20 protein-coding genes are annotated in these 19,865 nt (G+C 71.7%); 8 read left to right on the top strand and 12 right to left on the bottom strand.

The window, feature by feature from the left end:
* Window positions 1-62 precede the first annotated feature (62 nt).
* The gene (gene kbpA / locus RV986_RS29710) at window positions 63-836 is read right to left on the bottom strand and encodes an AfsK-binding protein KbpA (protein ID WP_475920322.1); all 774 of its coding nucleotides are present in this window, start codon (window positions 834-836) and stop codon (window positions 63-65) included.
* A gap of 166 nt (window positions 837-1,002) precedes the next feature.
* Between kbpA and RV986_RS29705 the strand changes: the two genes are divergently transcribed.
* Window positions 1,003-1,650: a TetR family transcriptional regulator gene (locus RV986_RS29705; RefSeq protein WP_475920321.1), complete on the top strand. Its 648-nt coding sequence runs from the start codon at window positions 1,003-1,005 to the stop codon at window positions 1,648-1,650.
* 107 nt (window positions 1,651-1,757) lie between these two features.
* Here the strand turns inward: RV986_RS29705 and RV986_RS29700 are convergent, their stop codons facing one another.
* Window positions 1,758-2,255 carry a nitroreductase family deazaflavin-dependent oxidoreductase gene (locus RV986_RS29700; protein WP_475924477.1) on the bottom strand — a complete coding sequence of 166 codons (498 nt, stop codon included), beginning with the start codon at window positions 2,253-2,255 and terminating at the stop codon, window positions 1,758-1,760.
* Between the two features lie 47 nt (window positions 2,256-2,302).
* Window positions 2,303-3,499 carry an acyl-CoA dehydrogenase family protein gene (locus tag RV986_RS29695; RefSeq protein ID WP_475920320.1) on the bottom strand — a complete coding sequence of 399 codons (1,197 nt, stop codon included), beginning with the start codon at window positions 3,497-3,499 and terminating at the stop codon, window positions 2,303-2,305.
* 162 nt (window positions 3,500-3,661) lie between these two features.
* On the opposite strand from RV986_RS29695, the gene RV986_RS29690 reads away from it, so the two are divergent.
* Window positions 3,662-4,837, top strand: coding sequence for a thiolase C-terminal domain-containing protein (locus RV986_RS29690; RefSeq protein WP_475920319.1), 1,176 nt, complete (start codon window positions 3,662-3,664; stop codon window positions 4,835-4,837).
* Between the two features lie 20 nt (window positions 4,838-4,857).
* Here the strand turns inward: RV986_RS29690 and RV986_RS29685 are convergent, their stop codons facing one another.
* Complete coding sequence (locus RV986_RS29685; protein WP_475920318.1) at window positions 4,858-4,980, bottom strand: hypothetical protein; 123 nt, start codon at window positions 4,978-4,980, stop codon at window positions 4,858-4,860.
* A gap of 140 nt (window positions 4,981-5,120) precedes the next feature.
* Here RV986_RS29685 and RV986_RS29680 point away from each other — a divergent pair, with 140 nt between their 5' ends.
* Entirely contained in the window at window positions 5,121-5,795 is a 675-nt protein-coding gene (locus RV986_RS29680) for a pyridoxine/pyridoxamine 5'-phosphate oxidase (RefSeq protein WP_475920317.1), read from the top strand.
* Here the strand turns inward: RV986_RS29680 and RV986_RS29675 are convergent.
* The gene (locus RV986_RS29675) at window positions 5,735-6,721 is read right to left on the bottom strand and encodes a LysR family transcriptional regulator (RefSeq protein WP_475920316.1); all 987 of its coding nucleotides are present in this window, start codon (window positions 6,719-6,721) and stop codon (window positions 5,735-5,737) included. The genes RV986_RS29680 and RV986_RS29675 overlap by 61 nt on opposite strands.
* A 190-nt stretch (window positions 6,722-6,911) precedes the next feature.
* On the opposite strand from RV986_RS29675, the gene RV986_RS29670 reads away from it, so the two are divergent.
* On the top strand, window positions 6,912-7,817 hold the full coding sequence (locus tag RV986_RS29670) for an SDR family oxidoreductase (RefSeq protein WP_475920315.1): 906 nt from the start codon (window positions 6,912-6,914) through the stop codon (window positions 7,815-7,817).
* Here RV986_RS29670 and RV986_RS29665 read toward each other — a convergent pair.
* Together RV986_RS29665 and RV986_RS29660 are read right to left on the bottom strand one after the other, a co-directional pair.
* Window positions 7,799-8,116, bottom strand: coding sequence for a GNAT family N-acetyltransferase (locus RV986_RS29665; RefSeq protein ID WP_475920314.1), 318 nt, complete (start codon window positions 8,114-8,116; stop codon window positions 7,799-7,801). The two genes, RV986_RS29670 and RV986_RS29665, sit on opposite strands and share 19 nt — an antisense overlap.
* Window positions 8,095-8,772: a hypothetical protein gene (locus RV986_RS29660; protein ID WP_475920313.1), complete on the bottom strand. Its 678-nt coding sequence runs from the start codon at window positions 8,770-8,772 to the stop codon at window positions 8,095-8,097. Before RV986_RS29660 ends, RV986_RS29665 begins: the two co-directional genes overlap by 22 nt.
* Window positions 8,773-8,994: 222 nt before the next feature.
* On the opposite strand from RV986_RS29660, the gene RV986_RS29655 reads away from it, so the two are divergent.
* Window positions 8,995-10,518 (top strand): metallophosphoesterase family protein, encoded by a 1,524-nt coding sequence (locus tag RV986_RS29655; protein WP_475920312.1) that lies wholly within the window; start codon window positions 8,995-8,997, stop codon window positions 10,516-10,518.
* Between the two features lie 63 nt (window positions 10,519-10,581).
* Here the strand turns inward: RV986_RS29655 and RV986_RS29650 are convergent, their stop codons facing one another.
* The 4 genes from RV986_RS29650 to RV986_RS29635 form a co-directional block, all read right to left on the bottom strand.
* A complete protein-coding gene (locus tag RV986_RS29650) occupies window positions 10,582-11,211 on the bottom strand; it encodes a GNAT family N-acetyltransferase (RefSeq protein WP_475920311.1) in 630 nt (209 codons plus the stop codon).
* Window positions 11,212-11,249: 38 nt separating this feature from the next.
* The gene (locus RV986_RS29645) at window positions 11,250-11,666 is read right to left on the bottom strand and encodes a Zn-ribbon domain-containing OB-fold protein (RefSeq protein WP_475924476.1); all 417 of its coding nucleotides are present in this window, start codon (window positions 11,664-11,666) and stop codon (window positions 11,250-11,252) included.
* A gap of 136 nt (window positions 11,667-11,802) precedes the next feature.
* On the bottom strand, window positions 11,803-12,255 hold the full coding sequence (locus RV986_RS29640) for a DoxX family protein (protein ID WP_475920310.1): 453 nt from the start codon (window positions 12,253-12,255) through the stop codon (window positions 11,803-11,805).
* Window positions 12,256-12,363: 108 nt separating this feature from the next.
* The gene (locus RV986_RS29635) at window positions 12,364-13,905 is read right to left on the bottom strand and encodes an AAA family ATPase (RefSeq protein ID WP_475920309.1); all 1,542 of its coding nucleotides are present in this window, start codon (window positions 13,903-13,905) and stop codon (window positions 12,364-12,366) included.
* A gap of 135 nt (window positions 13,906-14,040) precedes the next feature.
* On the opposite strand from RV986_RS29635, the gene RV986_RS29630 reads away from it, so the two are divergent.
* Together RV986_RS29630 and RV986_RS29625 are read left to right on the top strand one after the other, a co-directional pair.
* On the top strand, window positions 14,041-14,373 hold the full coding sequence (locus RV986_RS29630) for a DUF7008 domain-containing protein (protein ID WP_475920308.1): 333 nt from the start codon (window positions 14,041-14,043) through the stop codon (window positions 14,371-14,373).
* A gap of 107 nt (window positions 14,374-14,480) precedes the next feature.
* The gene (locus RV986_RS29625; protein ID WP_475920307.1) at window positions 14,481-15,710 is read left to right on the top strand and encodes a flavin-containing monooxygenase; all 1,230 of its coding nucleotides are present in this window, start codon (window positions 14,481-14,483) and stop codon (window positions 15,708-15,710) included.
* A 61-nt stretch (window positions 15,711-15,771) separates the two neighbouring features.
* Here RV986_RS29625 and RV986_RS29620 read toward each other — a convergent pair whose 3' ends face one another.
* Window positions 15,772-17,118, bottom strand: a complete 1,347-nt coding sequence (locus RV986_RS29620; RefSeq protein WP_475920306.1) for a COG1361 family protein — start codon at window positions 17,116-17,118, stop codon at window positions 15,772-15,774.
* A 448-nt stretch (window positions 17,119-17,566) separates the two neighbouring features.
* Between RV986_RS29620 and RV986_RS29615 the strand changes: the two genes are divergently transcribed.
* A complete protein-coding gene (locus RV986_RS29615) occupies window positions 17,567-19,792 on the top strand; it encodes an acetate--CoA ligase family protein (protein WP_475920305.1) in 2,226 nt (741 codons plus the stop codon).
* The last annotated feature ends 73 nt before the right edge of the window (window positions 19,793-19,865 follow it).

The following is a 19,865-nucleotide window of genomic DNA, read 5'->3' as shown; positions in this document are numbered from 1 at the left end:
CCCCCATGAAGTACGGCGATTCACCGTGGAAACGCGGCGACTCACCGATGAAATACGGCGACTCACCGCTGGAGCACCCGTTGGAGCACGGCGAACGACGCCCCCTGATTGTCTGTGACGACGGCCACCCTTCCGTACGAGGTGTCGAAGGGGGGCGCCTGGACGCGGCCGCCGAGCCGGTTCACCGTCCCGAGCACCGCGTCGCAGTCCTCCACCCCGAAGTGGACCAGGAAGTGCGGCGGCATCTCGGCCGGGAAGACCTGCGAGACCGGAACCCGGCCGAAGTCCGGGGAGGCCTCGGGGCCGAAGAGGACGTCGTGGAAGAGGCTGCCGTAGAACTGGTCGACGGCCGCCGGGTCCCGCGCGTACAGCTCGGCCCAGCAGAAGGCGCCCGGCTCGTGCCGCTGGCCGAAGCCCTGGTGGGTGCCGGGCTGCCAGAGGCCGAAGACCGCCCCTTCGAGGTCGGTCGCCAGCGCCTTGGTGCCGAAGCGGCCGACCTGGGTGGGCGCGGTGATCACCTGGCCGCCCGCCGCCTGGATCCGGGCCGCGAGCGCGGCGGCGTCCGGGGTGGCGAAGGACACCGTCCAGACGGTGGGCATCCGGCCGTCCCGCTTGGGGGTGAGGGCGGCGACGGGCTCCCCGTGGTGGCGGGCCCAGACCCCGGCCTCGTGCGGGCCGAAGCCCTCGCCGAAGGTCCAGCCGAAGAGCTCACCGTAGAAGCGCTTGCCCGCGTCCACGTCGGGAAGCTGCGCGTCGACCCAGCAGGGAACGCCCTCTGGGTAGGTGCGGGGCGCATCGGATGCGCCGGATGCGTCGGAAGCCCGGGATGCGACCATGCGGCCAAGTTAACGGCCTTTCACCCGCCTCGCGAGGCAACCCACGCACCTCGTCCCACCCCGTCGCACCCCCGTCGCACCCCCGTCGCACCCCCACCACACCCCACCGCACCCCATTTGCAGTCGGCCGAATCGCGCTCCGATCACCCCTCGGTAAGCTGACGGCATGACAGGACAAGTACGTACCGTCGACGGCCGCGTGGCCGGGCGGCGCGGGCAGGCGACCAGGCAGAAACTGCTGGACTGCCTCAGTGAGATGCTCAGCTCCTCGCCCTACCGGGACGTCAAAGTCATTGATGTCGCCCGGAAGGCAGGCACGTCACCGGCGACTTTTTACCAGTACTTTCCGGACGTCGAAGGCGCCGTCCTGGAGATCGCCGAGCAAATGGCCGCGGAGGGCGCCGGGTTGACCCGACTCCTCGAAGGGCGCTCCTGGGTCGGCAAGGCCGGCTGGGGGACCGCGCAGGAACTCGTGGACGGCTTCCTGGAATTCTGGCGGAAGAACGAGGCCATCCTGCGCGTGGTCGATCTGGGCGCCGCCGAGGGCGACAAACGCTTCTACAAGATCCGCATGAAGATTCTCAATTCGGTGAACAACTCCCTCGCGGACTCGGTCGCCGAGCTCCAGTCCAAGGGCCGGGTCGACAAGGAAGTGAACCCCGCGGCGATCGCCGGTTCCCTCGTCGCGATGCTCGCCGCGGTGGCCTCGCACCAGAAGGGCTTCCAGACTTGGGGCGTCAAGCAGGCCGAACTCAAGCCGAATCTCGCCCTGTTGGTACACCTCGGGGTGACCGGGAAGAAGCCGACGAAGTAGCGCAGTCACGCACGCCCGCGTCCTTTGGGCCCGCGCGGCCCCACTCCTGTCATGCAGGCGGCAGTTCATGACCGATGGAGCACATCGGCGGGCTGCCGCCTGCTGGGCTATGCCCGCCGGGTGATCCGGAACAGCCGGATCTCACGATCGATCCGCGCCTGATACGTGGCGTACGGCGGCCAGAACGCCAGCACCGCCTTCCAGGCCGCGTCCCGCTCCCCGCCCTCCAGCAGATGAGCGGTCACGGGGATGTCCTCCCCCTTCCAGCTGACCTCGGCGTCCGGATGGGCGAGGAGATTGGCGGTCCAGGCCGGGTGATCGGTACGCCCGAAGTTGGAGCCGACGAGAATCCAACTCCTCGTCTCCTCGCGCCCCTCCGGCCCCTCCAGCCCCTCCGCCCCCTCCGGCCTCCCCGTCTGCTCCGGCATGCAGGCCAGCGGTGTACGCCGCTCCAGCCCGCTCCGGGCGCCCCGGGCGGTCAGCACCACGCCCGGCAGCAGCTGGGCGCTGAGCAGCACCCGGCCGCGCGTCAGCCGGTGCACCGCGCGGTCCATGGCGGGGATGAGGTGCGGCGCGAGGCGGGCGAAGCCCCGCGTCGAGGACATCTTCTGCACGACTCGCACAACGGTTCGCGACCGGACCGAGGGGGCCATCAGACCGCCACCCCCGCCCCGCCGAAAAGACGCGCCGAGTCGGCCGCGTGGTCCCGCAGCCGGTGCACGGGCCCGAAGAGCAGTTCGTCGCCGGACGCGCGCTTGAAGTACAGATGGGCCTCGTGCTCCCAGGTGAAGCCGATGCCGCCGTGCAGCTGGATCGCCTCGGCCGCGGCGGTCCGCAGCGCCTCCAGGCCCTGGGCGAGCGCGAGCCCCCCGACCCCCTCGCCACCGGCCCCCGCGGCCCACGCGGCGTAGTACGCGGCGGAGCGGGCCGCCTGCACCCGCACATACACATCCGCGAGCCGGTGCTTCACCGCCTGGAAGGACCCGATCGCCCGCCCGAACTGCTCCCGCTGCCGTACGTACTCGACGGTCCGCTCCAGCGCCCGGTCGGCGGCGCCGACTGCCTCGGCGGCGAGTACGGCGGCGGCGGTGTCCCCGGCGGCGGCGAGCGCGCCGAGCACATCGGCGGCTCCGTCGTCCCCCAGCAACTCAGCGCGGACATCGCGCAGTTGGACCCGCGCCTGGGTCCGCGTCTCGTCCAGCGCCGTCAGCCGTGTCCGTACGAGTCCCCGGACACCCTCGGCCTCCGGTACGAGGAAGATCCGCGTCCGGGACCGGGCGAACCCCCCGGTGTGCGCGGCCACCAGCAAGAGCCCCGCACGGTGTCCGTCGAGCACCCGTGTCACCTCCCCGTAGAGGCGCCACCCGTCCTCGCCCCGCCGGGCCTGTACGCCCCCGGCCCGGCCGCCGCCCGCCCACTCCCCGCCGTTGTCCCCGACCAGGCCGAGAGCGGTGGGGAGCCCGGCGCCCGGTACGGCGAGGGCGGCGGTCAGTTCACCGGCCGCGATCCCGGGCAGCAGCTCGGCGCGCTGGGCGTCGGTGCCGAGGGCGAGGATCAGCGGGGCGGCGAGCACGGCCGTGGCGAGGAGGGGCGAGGGGGTCAGCGTCCGCCCCAGCTCCTCGCAGCCGAGGGCGAGTTCGGTGACCGAGCAGCCGACCCCGCCGTACGCCTCGGGGAGGGCGAGCCCGGGCAGCCCCAGCTGCCGCGCGAGCGCCTCCCAGAGTCCGGTGTCGTACCCGGCCCCGGTCCGCACGGCCGCCCGCACCTCCTCCGGGCCGCAGCGCTTGAGCAGGAGCTCCCGCAGGGTGCGGCGGATCTCTTCCTGTTCGGCGGTGAAACGGGCGTCCATGGGCAGGCCAACCCTTCTCCTGATCTGACGGTGCGTCATATTAGGACCGGGAGGAGGAGATGCACAGAGCCGGGAGAGGGAGATGCGCGAACCCGAGAGGGGGGATGCGCGGGGTCACGACGGCCTCCCGCCGCCCCAGTCATCTGATGTACCGTCAGATTCATGGATCCGGGGAAGCGCAAGGTGGCCGTCGTGGGTGTCGCCCTCTCCGACTGCGGCCGGGTGGACGACCTGACCCCCTACGCCCTGCACGCCCAGGCCGCCCGCCGGGCGCTGGCGGACGCGGGGCTGGACCGTTCGCTGGTCGACGGCTTCGCGTCGGCGGGCCTGGGCACACTGCCGCCGGCCGAGGTGGCCGAGTACCTGGGCCTGCGCCCCACCTGGGTGGACTCCACGGCCGTCGGCGGCTCCACCTGGGAGGTCATGGCGGCGCACGCCACGGACGCGATCGCGGCGGGCCACGCCGACGCCGTCCTTCTCGTCTACGGCTCGACGGCCCGCGCGGACATCAAGGCGGGCCGCCGCACCGGCAACCTCTCCTTCGGCGCCCGGGGCCCCCTGCAGTTCGAGGTCCCGTACGGGCACACGCTCATCGCCAAGTACGCGATGGCCGCGCGCCGCCACATGCACCAGTACGGCACGACGCTGGAACAGCTCGCCTCGGTGGCGGTCCAGGCGCGCGCGAACGCGGCGCTGAACCCGGAGGCGATGTTCCGCTCCCCCGTCACCGCCGACGAGGTGCTGTCCGGCCCGATGATCGCCGACCCCTTCACCAAGCTGCACTGCTGTCTGCGCTCCGACGGCGGCGCGGCGGTGCTGCTGGCGGCCGAGGAGTACGTACGGGACTGCCGTACGGCCCCGGTGTGGGTCCTCGGCACCGGCGAACACGTCTCGCACACCACGATGTCCGAGTGGGCCGACTTCACGGTGTCCCCGGCGGCGGTGAGCGGACGCCTGGCCTTCGAGCGGGCGGGGGTACGGCCCGACGAGATCGACCTGGCCGAGATCTACGACGCCTTCACGTACATGACGCTCGTGACCCTGGAGGACCTGGGCTTCTGCGCGAAGGGCGAGGGCGGGGAGTTCGTGGAGAAGGGGCGGTTGACGGTGGGCGGGGAACTGCCGGTGAACACGGACGGGGGCGGGCTGTCGGCCCAGCACCCGGGCATGCGCGGCCTGTTCCTCCTGGTCGAAGCCGTACGGCAGCTGCGCGGGGAGGCCGGGGACCGCCAGGTCCGCAAACCGGGCGGAAGACTTCCGGAGCTGGCGGTCGCCTCCGGAACCGGCGGATGGTTCTGCTCGTCGGGGACGGTGGTGCTGGGACGGAACGGGCCCTGAGGGCCTGAGGGGCCCCTGAGTCAGCCCGCGGCCCACCGTCGCTGGGCCCGGCGCAGCGAGGCGGCGTGGCGTTCCATGATCGAGGCGAGGACCGGGTCGGCGGTGCGCAGCGGCAGACACACGTCCTCGGCGCGCAGGGTCACGCTGTCGGTGTCGGCTCCGAACGTGATCCGGGTGGTGCCGAAGGTCTCGGTGAAGGCGGTGGACCGGCCGGGAGGTCGGGCAGGCCGGTCGGGGCAGGCCGGTCACGGCGTCCGCGTGACCCGCACGTGATACTCGGGGCATGGGAACGGGACCGGATCTTCACGAGTTGCTGAGGTCGCTGCGGGTGTGGGACGTGGAGCTGCCCTCCTTCGACCCCGCGACCGCCCCGGCGGAGCCACTGCCGCTGTTCACCGAGTGGTTCGCGCAGGCCGTGGCGGCGGGGCAGCGCGAGCCGCACACGATGTCGCTGGCGACGGCGGACGAGGACGGGCTGCCCGACGTCCGGACCGTGATGCTGCACGGCGCGGACGCGGCCGGCTGGGCCTTCGCGAGCCACGCCACCAGCCGCAAGGGCCGCCAGCTGGCCGCCCGTCCGTACGCGGCCCTCGGCTTCTACTGGCCCGCTCAGGGCCGTCAGATCCGGCTGCGGGGCCCGGTCGAGGTCGCCCCGGCCCAGGAGGGGCAGGCGGATCTGCACGCCCGCTCGACGGGGGCGCTGGCCGCCGCGCTCGTGGGCAGGCAGAGTGAAGTGCTCGGTTCGGTGGAGGAGCTGGGGCGGGCCTCGGACGCCGCCTGGGACCGCGCGCGGAGCGACCCCGACGCCCCGGCCCCGACCTGGACCCTCTACCGCCTCCGGCCGGAAGAGGTGGAGTTCTTCCAGGGTGACGCGAGGCGTCGGCACGTACGGCTCGTCTACCGCCGTACGGAACCCTCCTCGAAGGGAGGCTGGGGCAAGGAACTGCTCTGGCCCTGAGGCGGGGGATCCGCCGGGGTGTCGGGGACGGGCCCGGTCAGGTGGGCCTGGGCGCACTTGCGGAAGGCCGTCACGAGGCGGCCGCGGTCGCCGGCCCGGGTCGCGAGCACCACATGGCACGGTTCGACGCCGTGCAGCGGGACCGTGGTGAGGTCGGGGCGGACGGTGTCGGCGCGCGGGTCGGCCGGAAGGATGGCCACGGCCTGCCCGGAGGCGATGAGTTCCAGCTTGTCCTCAAGGACTCCGACGAGCGGACCGTCGGGGGCCCGGCTTCCGTCGGGCCGTGGATCGATGCGCCAGAACGCGTTCCAGGCCGAGTCGGACACCCGGGGCAGCGGTTCGTCGGCGATGTCGTCGAGGGTGACGGATTCCTTGCCGGCCAGGCGGTGATCCAGGGGGACGAGCAGCACCCGCGGCTCGTCGTAGAGGATCGTCACGTGCAACTCGTCGGTCCGCAGCGGCAGCCGGGTCACCGCCGCGTCCACCCGGTGCCCGACCAGGGCCGCGTACGCGTCGTCCCAGGCCAGGTGCTGGGTGTGCACCTCGGCGTCCGGGTTCAGACGGCGCAGCTCGCGCACGGCCGGGGTGACGATGAGGTTGGACGTGAAGCCGATGGTGACCCGGCTGGGCCGTGCGGCGGCCAGGGTGCGCGCCGCGGCCTGGGTGGCCGCGCGCAGCAGGGCCTTGGCCTGGGGCAGGAAGACCTCACCGGCCTCGGTGAGCCGGCTGCCCTGCGGGGTGCGGTCCAGCAGGCGGGCGCCGAGCTGCTGTTCGAGGCGGCGGATCTGCCGGCTCAGGGACGGCTGGGCGATGCACAGGGCGGCGGCGGCACGGCCGAAGTGACGATGCTCGGCGACGACCGTGAAGTACCGCACGAGCCGCAGATCGAGGTCCACCGGAGGAGGCTGCGACGGCGAGTCGGGCATGCCCTCAAGGTATCCCCCGCACCCCACGGCGGGTGGCGGATGTCCGGCTTTCACCTGTGGTGATACCTCAAACGCATTGACCGATACGGAACGGGCCTTGGACGCGGATCCCCTCGTGACCGCACGGTGGAACCACGCACCGCGTTGCGGTGTGTCCCGCCAGGTCATGTTGTGTCATAAGGAGTGCGTCATGCGTGTGTTCGTCACGGGAGCCACCGGATTCGTCGGGAGCGCCGTCGTACGCGAACTGCTGGACGCCGGGCATCAGGTGCTCGGCCTCGCCCGCTCGGACGAGGCCGCCGCGTCGCTGACGGCCGCGGGGGCGGAGGTGCACCGCGGAGTCCTCGACGACCCCGACAGCCTGCGGGCGGGCGCGGACGCGGCGGACGGCGTGATCCACACGGCGTTCCAGCACGGCTCCTCCGACTTCGCTGCCGCCGCCCGGACGGAGATTCGTGCCATCCAGGCGCTCGGCGAGACGCTCGCGGGATCCGGTCGGCCCTTCGTCGTCACCTCCGGGACCGCCGGTCTCACGCTCACGCCGGGCCGTATCGCGACCGAGGACGACGAGCAGGACTCCTCCTCGCCGGCGGCGGCCCGGATTCCCGCGGAAGCGGCGGCACTGTCGTTCGCCGAGCGCGGTGTGCGCGCCTCGGTGGTGCGGCTGCCGCCGTCGGTGCACGGCGAGGGGGACCACGGTTTCGTCCCGCACATCATCGCCGTCGCCCGCGCGAAGGGCGTCTCCGCCTACCCCGGCGACGGCTCCAACCGCTGGGCCGCCGGGCACCGGCTGGACGCCGCGCGCCTGTACCGGCTGGCCCTGGAGGAGGCGCCCGGGGGTGCGCGGCTGCACGCGATCGGCGACGAGGGCGTACCGGTCCGTGACCTCGCCGAGGCCATCGGCCGGTACCTGAGGCTGCCGGTGACCGCCATCTCCCGCGAGGAGTCGCCCGAGCACTTCGGCTGGCTCGGAAACTTCCTCTCGATGGACATCCCGGCGTCGAGCACCCTCACGCAGAAGCAGACGGGATGGCGCCCCGAGCAGCCCGGCCTCGTCCAGGACCTCGAAGAGGGCCACTACTTCACGAAGTCGTAGACGGCGAAGTCGGCGAAGTCGGCGAAGTCGGCGAAGTCGGCGAAGTCGGCGAAGTCGGCGAAGTCGGCGAAGTCGGCGAAGTCGGCGACAGGGCAGTAACCGATCCGCTGGTAGCGGCCGTTGCTGGTCGGATTGGCGAGGTCGGTGAAGAGGAGTACCTCGTCCGCGCCGGCGGCCGGCGCGGCCCCGCTGACCTCGGCGGTGGCGGCCCCCGCGTAGCCGCGTCCGCGCAGGGGCGCCGGGGTGTGGACGGGGGCGACCCGGATCTGCCCGGCGATCAGGGGAGTCGCTCGGGCCATGGCCACCGGCGTATCGTCCGGCGTCTCCCGGAGCGTGACGCCGCCGTACGCGAGTCGGCTCTCGGTCCAGCGGTCCGGGTCCTGCCTCTCGTTCCGCCCGAAGATCCCGGCGAACTCGGAGTACCAGCGCGCGACGAGCGCGCGGTCACCCGCTCCGGCCACCCGGGCGCGGCCGGGCGGGCGCGGCCGGGCGGGACGGGGGTCGGCGGCGTGAGCGTACCGAGCCGGTAAAGCCGTTCGCTTCTCCGAAGCCGGGCCCGCGCGCCGACGTGGCGCTCCCAGGCGGCGGCGAACTCCGCGGCCGTGTCCACCGGACCGCCGACGCCCGGGAACGAGTACCCGGCGTCCGCGAGCCGCACGACCAGCGCGTCGACGTCTTCCGCGGGGAGGTCGGTGAGGTTGAGCTGGTACGGCGGAGTCTGGAACAGCGCGGCCGACACTCCACCGACGCCCTCGCCCTCCCCATCCGCGTCGGCGAGTCGGCCGAACAACGGTGCCCCCTCCTCGTACACATCCGGCCCCCGCCGACGCAGCGCGTCGGTCACCGTCAGCGCCACCGTGTGCGCCGCGGGCCGCGAGCGCAGGAAGTCCCCGGCGCTCGTGAGGAATTCGTCCAGATCGTGGGTGAACACCCGGCCACGCGCATCACCGGTCATGCCGGGCATGCTCCCGCTCACGGCACATCCGGCGCCTCCGGTTTTCCGGGCCCGGCGCACCGTGCTCGTCGTGGGCGGCGGCCCGGCCCCTCCCGCGTGACCGTGTAGGCCGTTCGCCTCCGTCGTGGTGCACGGGTCGACACCCGCGATGACCATCCAGATGTGCCCCTCGACGATGAAACGCATCGATATGTCCGGGGTACCCGAACGAAGGATCTGGACATGCGGTATCGAATCGTCGCCCTCGCCGTGGTGAGCGTGCTGGCCATGACGGTCCCGGCCGACGCGACTCCCGTACGGGCCGCGCCCGACAGCGCGGGGCCGAAACCCCCCGGGCCGACGCCTCCCCCCGGAACGACACCTCCGCCCGGGGCGCCGAACGGCGAGGCCTGGGCATGGACCCAACTGACCAGCGGCGGCACCCGGATCCGGTACGTGTCCACGGACACCAGCCAGACGTGTCCCGTCGTGCGCTACACCCTGGGAGGGAACCGGAATCCGCACTCCCTGCAGCAGGTGAGCACTCCCTCGACGACGTCACAGTTCCCGACCACCGTCTGTGAGCTGAGGGTGCCCCTCAGTGCCTCCAACGCGGAGCTTGAACGGACGTCGATCCAAGCGGCCACGGTGCATCCCGCGAACCGCCGGCTCCCCTTGCCGAAATGGACCTTGACCACGCGTCCCGGCAAGATCGCCGTCATCGGCGACACGGGCTGCTCGGTCCCGGTACCCGGTCCTGGTACCGATCCCCCGCAGAACTGCGCGAACCATCAGACCGGCTGGCCCTTCCAGCGGATCGCGGACAATGCGGCCACCGTGACGAAGCCGGATCTCGTGATCCACACCGGCGACTACCTCTATCGGGAGGACCCCAGCAGGGAGAACGACAAGGCGGCGAACCCGGGCTGCACGACGCTCGCCGACAGAGCCAATTGGGACTGTGTCGTCGCCGACTTCTTCAGGCCTGCCGAAGCACTGCTGGCCGTGGCGCCGGTCGCGCTGACCCGGGGCAACCACGAAGACTGCAATATGGCGCATCTGGGCGGCGCGGGCGGCGCGTGGTTCCGCTACCTCGCCGACAATCTCCGCTCCAACGAAAGTTGCAGCGATTACTCGGCGCCCTCGCTGATCCGTGCCGGCACCCTGACCCTCGCGTCCGTGGACTCCGCGTTCGCCGACCCGAGCGACAGCGGAAGCACGGTCCAGCGGAACATCTACGCCAGGCAGTTCCAAGCCGTGAACCAGGCCGCGCTCCAGAGCTCCAACGACTTCTTCGTGTTCACGCACAAGCCGCTGTGGATGGTGAAAGCGGCCGGCACCCCGCCCAACTCGGCGGAATGGCTGACCCACGTCCTCGACGCGGCCGTCTCCGACACCTCCCTGCACCGGCTGGCGGACAACGTGCGACTGGTGCTGTCGGGGCACATCCATCTCTACCAGATGCTCGATTTCAACTCCCCGCGCCCGCCCCAGCTGACCGTGGGCTCCTCGGGCGGACCACTCGACAACGGCCCGGACGACTCCAAGGTCGTCGGACAGCTGATCGGCACACCCCCGCAGGCCGTCACACAGTCGATCACTCAGGAACAGAACCCTCCGGGAGGCGTGGGGGTCTTCGGATACGCGGTCCTCAACGACAACGGCGGGACCTGGGACCTCACCTTCCATGACACGGCCGGTGCCGTACGGGGCAAGACCTGCGCGCTGAGTGCGAGCAAGACCAACAAGTCGTTCGCCTGCCATTGAGCCGGACCGGCAGGTCAAGGAGTCGGGACCGGGTCCTACGGGGGCCGGCCCCCGGACCCGGTGCTACCGGGGCCCGGAGCCCGGCAGCGTCGGCTCCGGGTCCGGGTCCGGGTCCGACGCGATCCGTGCGTGCAGGTGGACGTCCCGGAACGCGTCGCGCTGCCCGGCCTCGAACATCGCCTCCCGCAGCGTCCCCTCGTACGGGAACCCGCAGCGTTCGGCTATCCGGCAGGACGCGTCGTGGCCGAGGGCGTGGCCCAGTTCGAGGCGGTGCAGGCGGACGGCGCCGAAGCCGTAGCGGGCGGCCAGGGCGAGGGCGCGGGTGGCGACCTGGTGACCGCGGGCCTCCGGCAGGACCCAGTAACCGACGATGCCCACGCGTATGGCGTGGTTGATGTCGTTGATGCCGATGTGGCCGAGGGTCGTACCGGTGGCCGCGTCCGTGACGCAGAAGGAGACGGCGGTGCCGTCGGCGACGCTCACGGCTCGCGCGCGGAGCGAGTCACGGGCGCCGTCGAGATCCCGGACGACCTTGAGCGGGGTGTTCCAGCGCTTGAACTCCGGGTCGGACAGCCCGCGCAGCCAGGTCGCGACATCGGCTTCGGAATCCGCGTCCCAGGGGCGCAGCCGCAGACCGTGGCCTTCGAGCACGGGGAAGGGGTGGGCGAGAGGCTTCTCGTGAACATCGGACATCCGGCCATTATTCATATACGCCCGGCGCGCCGGAGGGTTCAGGAACCGGCCGTTCGCGCGGCGGAGGCGGGCGGCACAGCGGCCGACCGGGGCCGGAACACGGGAACCCCCGCCCGGAACGCGACCTCCATCTCCATCCCGATCCGCAGCGCGTCGCCCTCGCACTCCACCGCCTCGGTCATCATCCGCGGCCCCTCGGCGAGGTCGACGACCGCGGCGACGTACGGCACCCGCCCGCCGAACGGCGGGAGGTCGTTGCGGTGCACGACGGACCAGGTGTAGAGCGTGGCGCGCCCGCTCGCGGGCTGCCAGCGCACGTCCTCGCTCCAGCAGTGCGGGCAGAACTCGCGGGGGTAGTGGTGGGCCCGGTCGCAGTCGGCGCAGTGCCGGATCAGCAGCCGCCCCTCCGCCGCCGCGTCCCAGTACGGCCGGGTGAAGGCATCGACGTCGGGCAGATCGAAACGCGCCCCGACATCCGTACGCTCCCTGGCGTCCGCACGCGCCCCGACATCCGTACGCTCCCTGGCGTCCGTACCCGTCCCGGCACCCGTACGCTCCCCGCTCACGAGCACACCCCCCTCGACGGGCGGCTCACGAGAACCACCCGATCGCGCTGTCCAGCGACCACGTCTGCCACCCCATCCCGAAGAAGGCGACGCCCGAGATCAGCGCCATCATCGCGTTCTGCCCCTGCTCGGCCCAGTCGTGGATCATGAGCGTGAAGTACAGGACGTTGAGGAGCAGCCCGCCGACCAGCGCGATCGGCGTCAGGAAGCCGGCCACCAGCCCCAGCCCGAGGGCCAGCTCCGCGTACACCACGACGTACGCCATCGTCCGCGGCCGCGGCGCGACCACGGTGTCGAAGCCGGAGCGCACCGCGTTCCACCGGTGCTTGGCCGCCACATCCGACGCCCACGCGATCCCGGTGCCCCGCTCGAACCAGCCCTTCTTGTCCTTGTGCCGCCAGCTCTCCAGCCACCACAGCCCGAGCCCGATCCGGAGCACGGCCAGCCAGTCCGCCCCGCTGAGCCAGATCGTGTCCATGGACTCTCCTGTCGCCGCCGGATCTGACGGTATGTCAGTTCAGCGGATGAGGAAGCCCTTGCGCAAGACGTGCGCGACCAGGAACTACCAGCGCGACACCGGTACGCCCTAGAACAGGCCCCCGGCCGGCATCGCCCGCCCGTACAGCTCATCGAGGCCGATCAGCAGTACGCCGCCCCGCTCGGCTTCGGCGCGCAGTGCGTCGGTGAAGCCCGCGGCGCTGAAGCACGCCAGCCCACAGTGCTCGGTGTCCATTCCCCGGCCGGCGAGCAGTTCCCTGGCCCGCCCGAGCCGCTGAAGATGACCGACTCCCATGACGGTCCCCCACTTCGCCTCACCGAGCAGAGCGACCGATGGCCGCCTCCCGCCGGACCCCGGTTCGAGGACGGCCACGTCGATCTGGATCTGCCGACGCTCCTTCGGGTCGGTCACGATGCCTCCGCCCACCTCGCCCAGAGAGGTACTGAGCAGGGACCGCCCCGGTCCGAGCACATATTCACGACACACGGCCTCGAAGTGCGGCCCTGCCACGTGCGCCGCGAAGCGCTCCGTCGCCTGCCCCCAGACGTCAGCGGCCTGACCGCTCTCCAGCCGCGCCCAGGCGGGACGCATGACGGCCTCATAGAAGTTGATCAGCGGTTCGGTAATGCGGTACTGCGACTTCCCGGCCCGAAAGACGTCCAGGTCCCGCATCAACAGGTGACTGTCCTCCAGGACGTTGAGCGGATGTGAGATGTCGACCGACTTCCGGCCGATGTAACCCGCGATGCCACCCCGCGTCGTATTGCCCTGTGCCACAGCGGCCAGAACCGAGTGATAGAGCGCGGTGTCACGGATGTCCGCTTCCTCGGCAAGCAGATACCTGGCCTCGCGAAACAGCGGGCTGAACGGTGAAAGGACCGTACGGCAGATCCAGTCGTCGAAGTCGTGGAGGCTCGTGGGGACGTCGTCCGCCAGGAACTGGCGGCGGTACGCGGGTGTGCCGCCGACGACGGCATGGAGCCGGGCGGCCAGCGCGGGATCGCCGGCGACATTCCAGAAATCGGCGGCCGCACGATAACCGAAGGGCCGTACGACGAGTTCGAGCTGCGCCCGGCCCCGCAGTGGCGCGGTACTGGCCAGCAAACCGCCCATGACGGACATCGCCGAACCGCACAGGAGCAGTCTCATACGGCTCTCGTCCACCTGGAAGCGGTCGATCTCGCGCTGGATCAGCGAGGGGAGTTCCGGAGCGACCTTCGCCAGGTACGGGAACTCATCGATGACCACGAGAAACGGGGAGTCCGCCGCTCCCTCCGCCGAGCCGCCGTGCGTGCGTCCCCTTCCGAGCGCGGCGAGCCCGAACAGGTAGGAGATCGCGTCGTCCCAGGAGCCGAAGGAAAAGGCCACCGGGGAGCCCGCGTACCCGGCCAGCGCGGCACTGAACTGGCGAAGCGACTCCGCCTCGGTGCCCGCCGTCGCCCCGAAGTAGAAGCCGCCGTGTCGCTCCACGAGCGCCCTCAGGAGATAGGTCTTCCCCATGCGCCGCCTGCCGCTGACGATGCCGAGCATGGCATGCGGAAGAGTCCGGCCCGCGAAGGCGGTGAGCCCGTCCCATTCGGCCCCGCGGTCGAAGACGTACGGCGGCTTGCTCACCCTTGCCTGTGACATCTCGACTCCTTAGGGATGCACTCCTTAGAAGCGTACCCCTACGAAGGCGCGGTCCATGGCAGCCGACCGCCGCCTCAGTCGCCGAGGTACTTCCTGACCGCAAGCCCGAAGGTCGCCCGGCCCAGGAAGGTGGCCTTGATCGGCTGGGCAGGCTGGGACGCCCATCAGCGAGCGCTGGTCCTGCTCGACCTGCTCGAAGCCGACGCCCACGCTCAGCGCCCGGATTCGGCCCTTCCGCTGCTCGCGGCCCTCGCGGAGCTGCTCCCCTGGGTGAGGACCAGGCACGGGCTCGCCCCCGCCTCGCCCCAGGACGCCGACGAAGCCTTGTCGCACGCCTACGAACACCACGTCACCCGCCTCGGCCTGTCCGCAGAGGACGTGAGCTCGTGGCGCCCGCCCGGCCCCAGGCGAGGCAGGCCACGCAGAGGCGACCAGGGCAGCCTCCACTCCTCCCACACAACCAAGTGACCTACGCCACCGACCCCACCCACTCCTCCTACAGCCGTGATCAGTTCGCAACCGATTCCGGGCTTGACCGAGACCTATCAAGTGACCATGTGATTACGCTCGCGCTCATGGCCGACTCGACTTCTTCCTCGACTCCCCGCCCGGTGCCGTCCCACGAAGACCGCCCCGTGTACGTGATCGGCGGCGGCCCCGGTGGGCTCGCGACGGCGTACGCGCTGCGCGCGCAGGGCGTACGGGCCGTCGTGCTGGAGAAGTCCGACCGGGTCGGGGCGTCCTGGCGGCGCCACTACGACCGTCTGCACCTGCATACGACCCGGCGGCTGTCCGCCCTGCCCGGGCTCGCGATGCCCCGCTCGTTCGGGCGGTGGGTGTCGCGCGACAACGTGGTGCGCTACCTGGAGAAGTACGCCGAGCACCACCAGTTGGAGATCATCACGGGCGTCGAGGTCTCACGCGTCGAGCCCGCCCCGAACGGCGAGGGCTGGCTGCTGCACGCCACCGGCGGCCGGGAGCTGACCGGCAGCGCCGTGGTCGTCGCCACCGGCTACAACCACACGCCCCACATCCCCGACTGGCCCGGCCGCGACACGTACACCGGCGAACTCCTGCACGCCGGCGACTACCGCAACCCCGCCCCCTACGCCGGCCGCGACGTCCTCGTCGTCGGCGTCGGCAACACGGGCGCCGAGATCGCCGTGGACCTGATCGAGGGCGGTGCCTCGCGGGTGCGGCTGGCGGTCCGTACCGCTCCGCACATCGTGCGCCGGTCCACCGCCGGCTGTGCCGCCCAGTTCACGGGCATTGTCGTACGGCGGCTGCCGGTGCGCCTCGTCGACGCCCTCGCCGGGCCGATGGCCAAGCTGAGCGTGCCGGACCTGTCGGCGCAGGGGCTGCCCCGTCCCGACACCGGCCTCTACTCCCGCGTCAACGACGGCTCGATCCCCGTCCAGGACGTCGGCCTCATCGACGCCGTCCGCAAGGGGCGGGTCGAGATCGTGGCCGCGGTGGACGGTTTCGAGGAGGACAAGGTCGTCCTCGCCGACGGGAAACGGATCGCCCCGGGCGTCGTGATCGCCGCGACGGGTTACGTACGCGCCCTGGAGGGCGTCGTCGGACACCTCGGCGTCCTCGATGGCCGTGGCCGCCCGGTCGTGCACGGCGCCCGCACCCCGAAGAAGGCACCCGGCCTCTACTTCACCGGCTTCTCCAACCCCATCAGCGGCATGTTCCGCGAACTCGCCCTCGACGCCCGCAAGATCGCGAAGGCGGTCGCCAAGGCCACCGCCAAGGCCACCGCGAAGGCGGCGGCCAGGACAGGGACGAAGACAGCAGGCTAGACGGCTGCACGGAGGGTCGCGCGCGACACGGGGCCCACCCGCGCCGCGCGCCGAACTCCCGTCAGTTGACGCTCAGAGACGCCGTGTTGTTCGTCGTGTCCGGGTCGAAGACGAAGTCACCGAACTCGGGATGGATGCTCACCTCACCCGTCGTGCCGGGCGCCGCGGTGTCGATACGCAGCTGGAAGGCGTACGTCCGCTCGGTGTTCTCCGACACCCAGTACGGCAGGGCGCAGTCGTAGCGCGGGGCGCCCGCCCGCTTCTCGTAGTAGCCGCCGGTGAGGGTGTGCGGATCGCAGTCCGCGGGGACGCCGGTGACCGTCGTACCGGTCGGGACGATCAGCCTGACCCTGGCGACCGGGTCGCCGGAGCCCAGGTTCCCGAACCAGGCCGGGCCGTTGTTCTTGAAGGTGAGCGGGGCGGTGACCGTCTGGCCCGCCGCGCCCGTGACCGCCGCGCCGGTCACCGAGAAGTCGGCGGTGCTGTCGGCGCCGATCTGCAGGGCCACGTAGTTGTCGCCGCCCGCCAGGTCGGTGGCGCCGTCGGCCGGGTCGACGCTGATGTCCAGCCGCTCGTTCATCGCGCGGCTCGCGATCGCCAGCTCCAGCGGCGCGGGCAGCGCGAAGGAGTCGCCGGGGGCCAGCACCTGGTCGAACGTGCAGGTCGCGTACGACATCGGCGCATAGCCGTCGTCGCCGTTCGACTTCGTGTAGGTGCAGGCGTCGTACGTGTTCAGGAAGTCCAGCCCGTACGACGCCGTCATCTTCACCGTGACGCCGTGCGCGCTCTCGTTGCCCTTGTTGGTCAGCGCGAAGGGGATCGTCTCGGTGCCGCCCGGCTGCGCGTGCTCGATGTCGTCCATGGCGGCGAGGGAGAGGTCCGGGCCCGAGGCGACCGTGAAGTCGGTCTCGAAGCTGTCCTCGGGCGCGGTGAGCGTACCGTCGGGGCCACCGGTGGCCGTCGCCCCGTAGGTGATCCTGCCCTGCGCCCCGGCCTGCGCACCATCGGCCGCACGGATACCGAGGTGGATCTGCTCGCTGTAGTCGGGCCCGATCACGGGCACGCTCGGCACACTGCACACCGCGGTCGTGCCGCTCGGCGCGCAGTTGTCCGGCCAGGTCACCTCGGCGACCCCGGCCAGCCCGGAGGTGTCGACGGTCACCTTGCCGTCCGTCACCGTGAAGTGGCTGTTGTCGTGGTAGATCCCGACGTCGAGCGTCCGGCTCTGCGGCGCGCCGCCGTCCGTCCCGAGCGGCAGGGTCTGCTCGCCGGGCGCGTTGATCCACAGCTGGTCGGACTCGGACTCGGCCAGCGCGGGTGCTGCGGTGAGCCCCACGGTGACAAGTCCGGCGACGAGCGTCGTACAGGCTCCGAGCCGCAGCGCGCGGCCGACGGAGACAGGTTTCATGACATCCCCCAGGTGTGAAGCGGTGTAGACGAGCGGTGACAGATGGATGGCGCAAGTTCTGGACGATCAAAGGAAGTTGATGGTTGTGCCCGCCGCGAGAACACGCGGGCACTTTGTGTGCCGCAAGGTGCCCGAGTGCCGTGCCGCCGGTACCCCGAGGAGCACGATGCGATGGCCCCGCCCACCTTTCCCGCTCCGCCCCCGACGGGTTCCGGCCCCGGGCGTGGCGGGTACGAACCAGGTGCCCGCCACCCGCGCCACCTGCTCACCACCCCCGCCGCACACCCGGCGGCGCGCCGGCCGTCCCACGGTGAACAGCCGGGGGAACAGCCGGACGAACAGGCGGGTGCACAGCCTTTTGCTTGCACAACGGTTCCTGACGCGGCGTCAGTTAAGTAATCTGACAGTGCGTCAGTTAATTGGCTGTCACACAGGAGCGGGCGGACCGATGCTTGGATCAACCCACGGCACCCTCACCACCGACTCCCGCCGGGCCCGGGTCATCGCCTGCGGCGAGCAGCCCTCACCGGTCGTGCACGGCCGCCCGGCCGAGGTCGACGACCTGGATGTGAGCGGACGCCCGCTCTACGCCGGCGTCCCCGATCTGGACCGTTTCTTCCGCCCACAGTCCGTGGCCGTCGTCGGCGCCTCGGACGCGGAGGGCCGGCCGAACACCGGCATCACCCGGCAGCTGATCGCCTGGGCCGAACGGGTCGGCGCCCGGCTGTTCCCGGTGCACCCCACCCGCGGGTCCGTCTTCGGCATCCCCTGCTCCCCTTCCGTCGCCGACCTGCCCGAGCAGGTCGATCTGGCCGTGCTCCTCGTCGGTGACCCGCTCCCCGTGATCGGGGAACTGGCCGAGGCCAAGGTGAAGTTCGCCGTCGCCTTCGCCTCCGGGTTCGCCGAGACCGGGGCCGAGGGCGCCGCCGCGCAGGCCCGGCTCGCCTCCGCCGTCCGCCGCTCCGGCCTGCGGCTCCTCGGGCCCAACACCAATCTCAACGCCTTCGAGAAGTTCCGCGAAGACCTCGACGGTCCCGCGATCGCCCTCATCACCCAGTCCGGACACCAGGGCCGGCCGGTGTTCGCGATGCAGGAGCTGGGCGTGCGGCTCTCCCACTGGGCGCCCACCGGCAACGAGGCCGACCTCGAAACCGCCGACTTCATCTCCTACTTCTCCGAACAGCCCGGGATCGGCGCCATCGCCTGCTACGTCGAGGGGCTGAAGGACGGCCGTTCCTTTCTGCTCGCCGCCGACCGCGCCGCCCGCCGCGGAGTGCCCGTCGTCGCCGTCAAGGTCGGCCGCACCGCCACCGGGGCCCGCACCGCCGCCTCACACACCGGCAAGCTGACCGGCGCCGACACGGTGGTGGACGCGGCGATGCGGCAGTACGGCGTGATCCGTGTCGACGGGCTCGACGAACTCCAGGACACCGCCGCCCTGCTGGCCCGCGCCCGCGCCCCGCGGTCCGACGGGGTCGTCGTCTATTCGATCTCGGGCGGCACGGGCGCGCACTTCGCCGACCTGGCGACGGCGGCGGGGCTGCGGCTGCCGGGCCTCTCCGCCGAACGGCAGGCCGAGCTGCACCAGTGGATACCCGAGTACCTCAGCGTGGCCAATCCCGTCGACAACGGCGGGCACCCGGTCGGCGACTGGCGCGGCCGGAAGATCATCGACGCGATCCTCGCCGACCCGGAGGTGGGGGTGCTGATCTGTCCGATCACGGGCCCCTTCCCGCCCATGAGCGACAAGCTCGCGCGGGACCTGGTGGACGCGGCGGAGCAGACGGACAAGCTGGTGTGCGTGGTGTGGGGCTCGCCGGTCGGCACCGAGGCCGCCTACCGCGAGACGCTGCTCGGATCGTCCCGGGTCGCCACCTTCCGTACCTTCGCCAACTGCATCACCGCCGTCCGTGCCTACCTCGACCATCACCGGTTCGTCGCCGCGTACCGCTCGCCGTTCGACGAGGCGCCCCGTACGCCCTCGCCCTCCTTCCGCAAGGCACAGGCGCTGATGCGGCCCGGGCAGCAGCTGAGCGAGCACGCGGCGAAGCAGCTGCTGCGCGCCTACGGGATCCGGGTGCCGCGCGAGCAGTTGGTGACCAGCGCGGCTGCGGCCGTCCGCGCGGCCAGTCTCGTCGGCTACCCCGTGGTCATGAAGGCGTCCGGCGCACAGATCGCCCACAAGACCGAACTGGGCCTGGTCAAGATCGGGCTGACCTCCGCCAGCCAGGTCAGGGACGCCTATCGCGAGCTGACCGACATCGCGCGCTACGAGGAGATCTCGCTCGACGGGGTGCTGGTGTGCCAGATGGTCGAGCGGGGCGTCGAGATGGTCGTGGGCGTCACGCACGACGAGCTCTTCGGGCCGACCGTGACCGTCGGGCTCGGCGGCGTCCTCGTCGAGGTGCTGCGCGACACGGCCGTCCGCGTGCCGCCCTTCGGCGAGGACCAGGCGCGGGGCATGCTCGGCGAGCTGCGCGGGCGGGTGCTGCTGGAGGGGGTGCGCGGGGCTCCGCCCGTGGACGTGGACGCGCTGGTCGAGGTCGTACTCCGGGTGCAGCGGATGGCGCTGGAACTCGGGGACGACATCGCGGAGCTCGACATCAATCCGCTGATGGTGCTGCCCAGGGGGCAGGGGGCGGTGGCACTGGACGCGCTGGTCGTCTGCCAGTGAGCCCCGGGGCCCGCCCCGGCGGCCCCGCGCCACCTCCAGCGCCCGGCGCCCCACCAACCCCCGCACCAAACGG

This window comes from Streptomyces sp. RLA012 (assembly GCF_056270325.1).
This window is presented reverse-complemented; position numbering and strand designations above follow the sequence as displayed.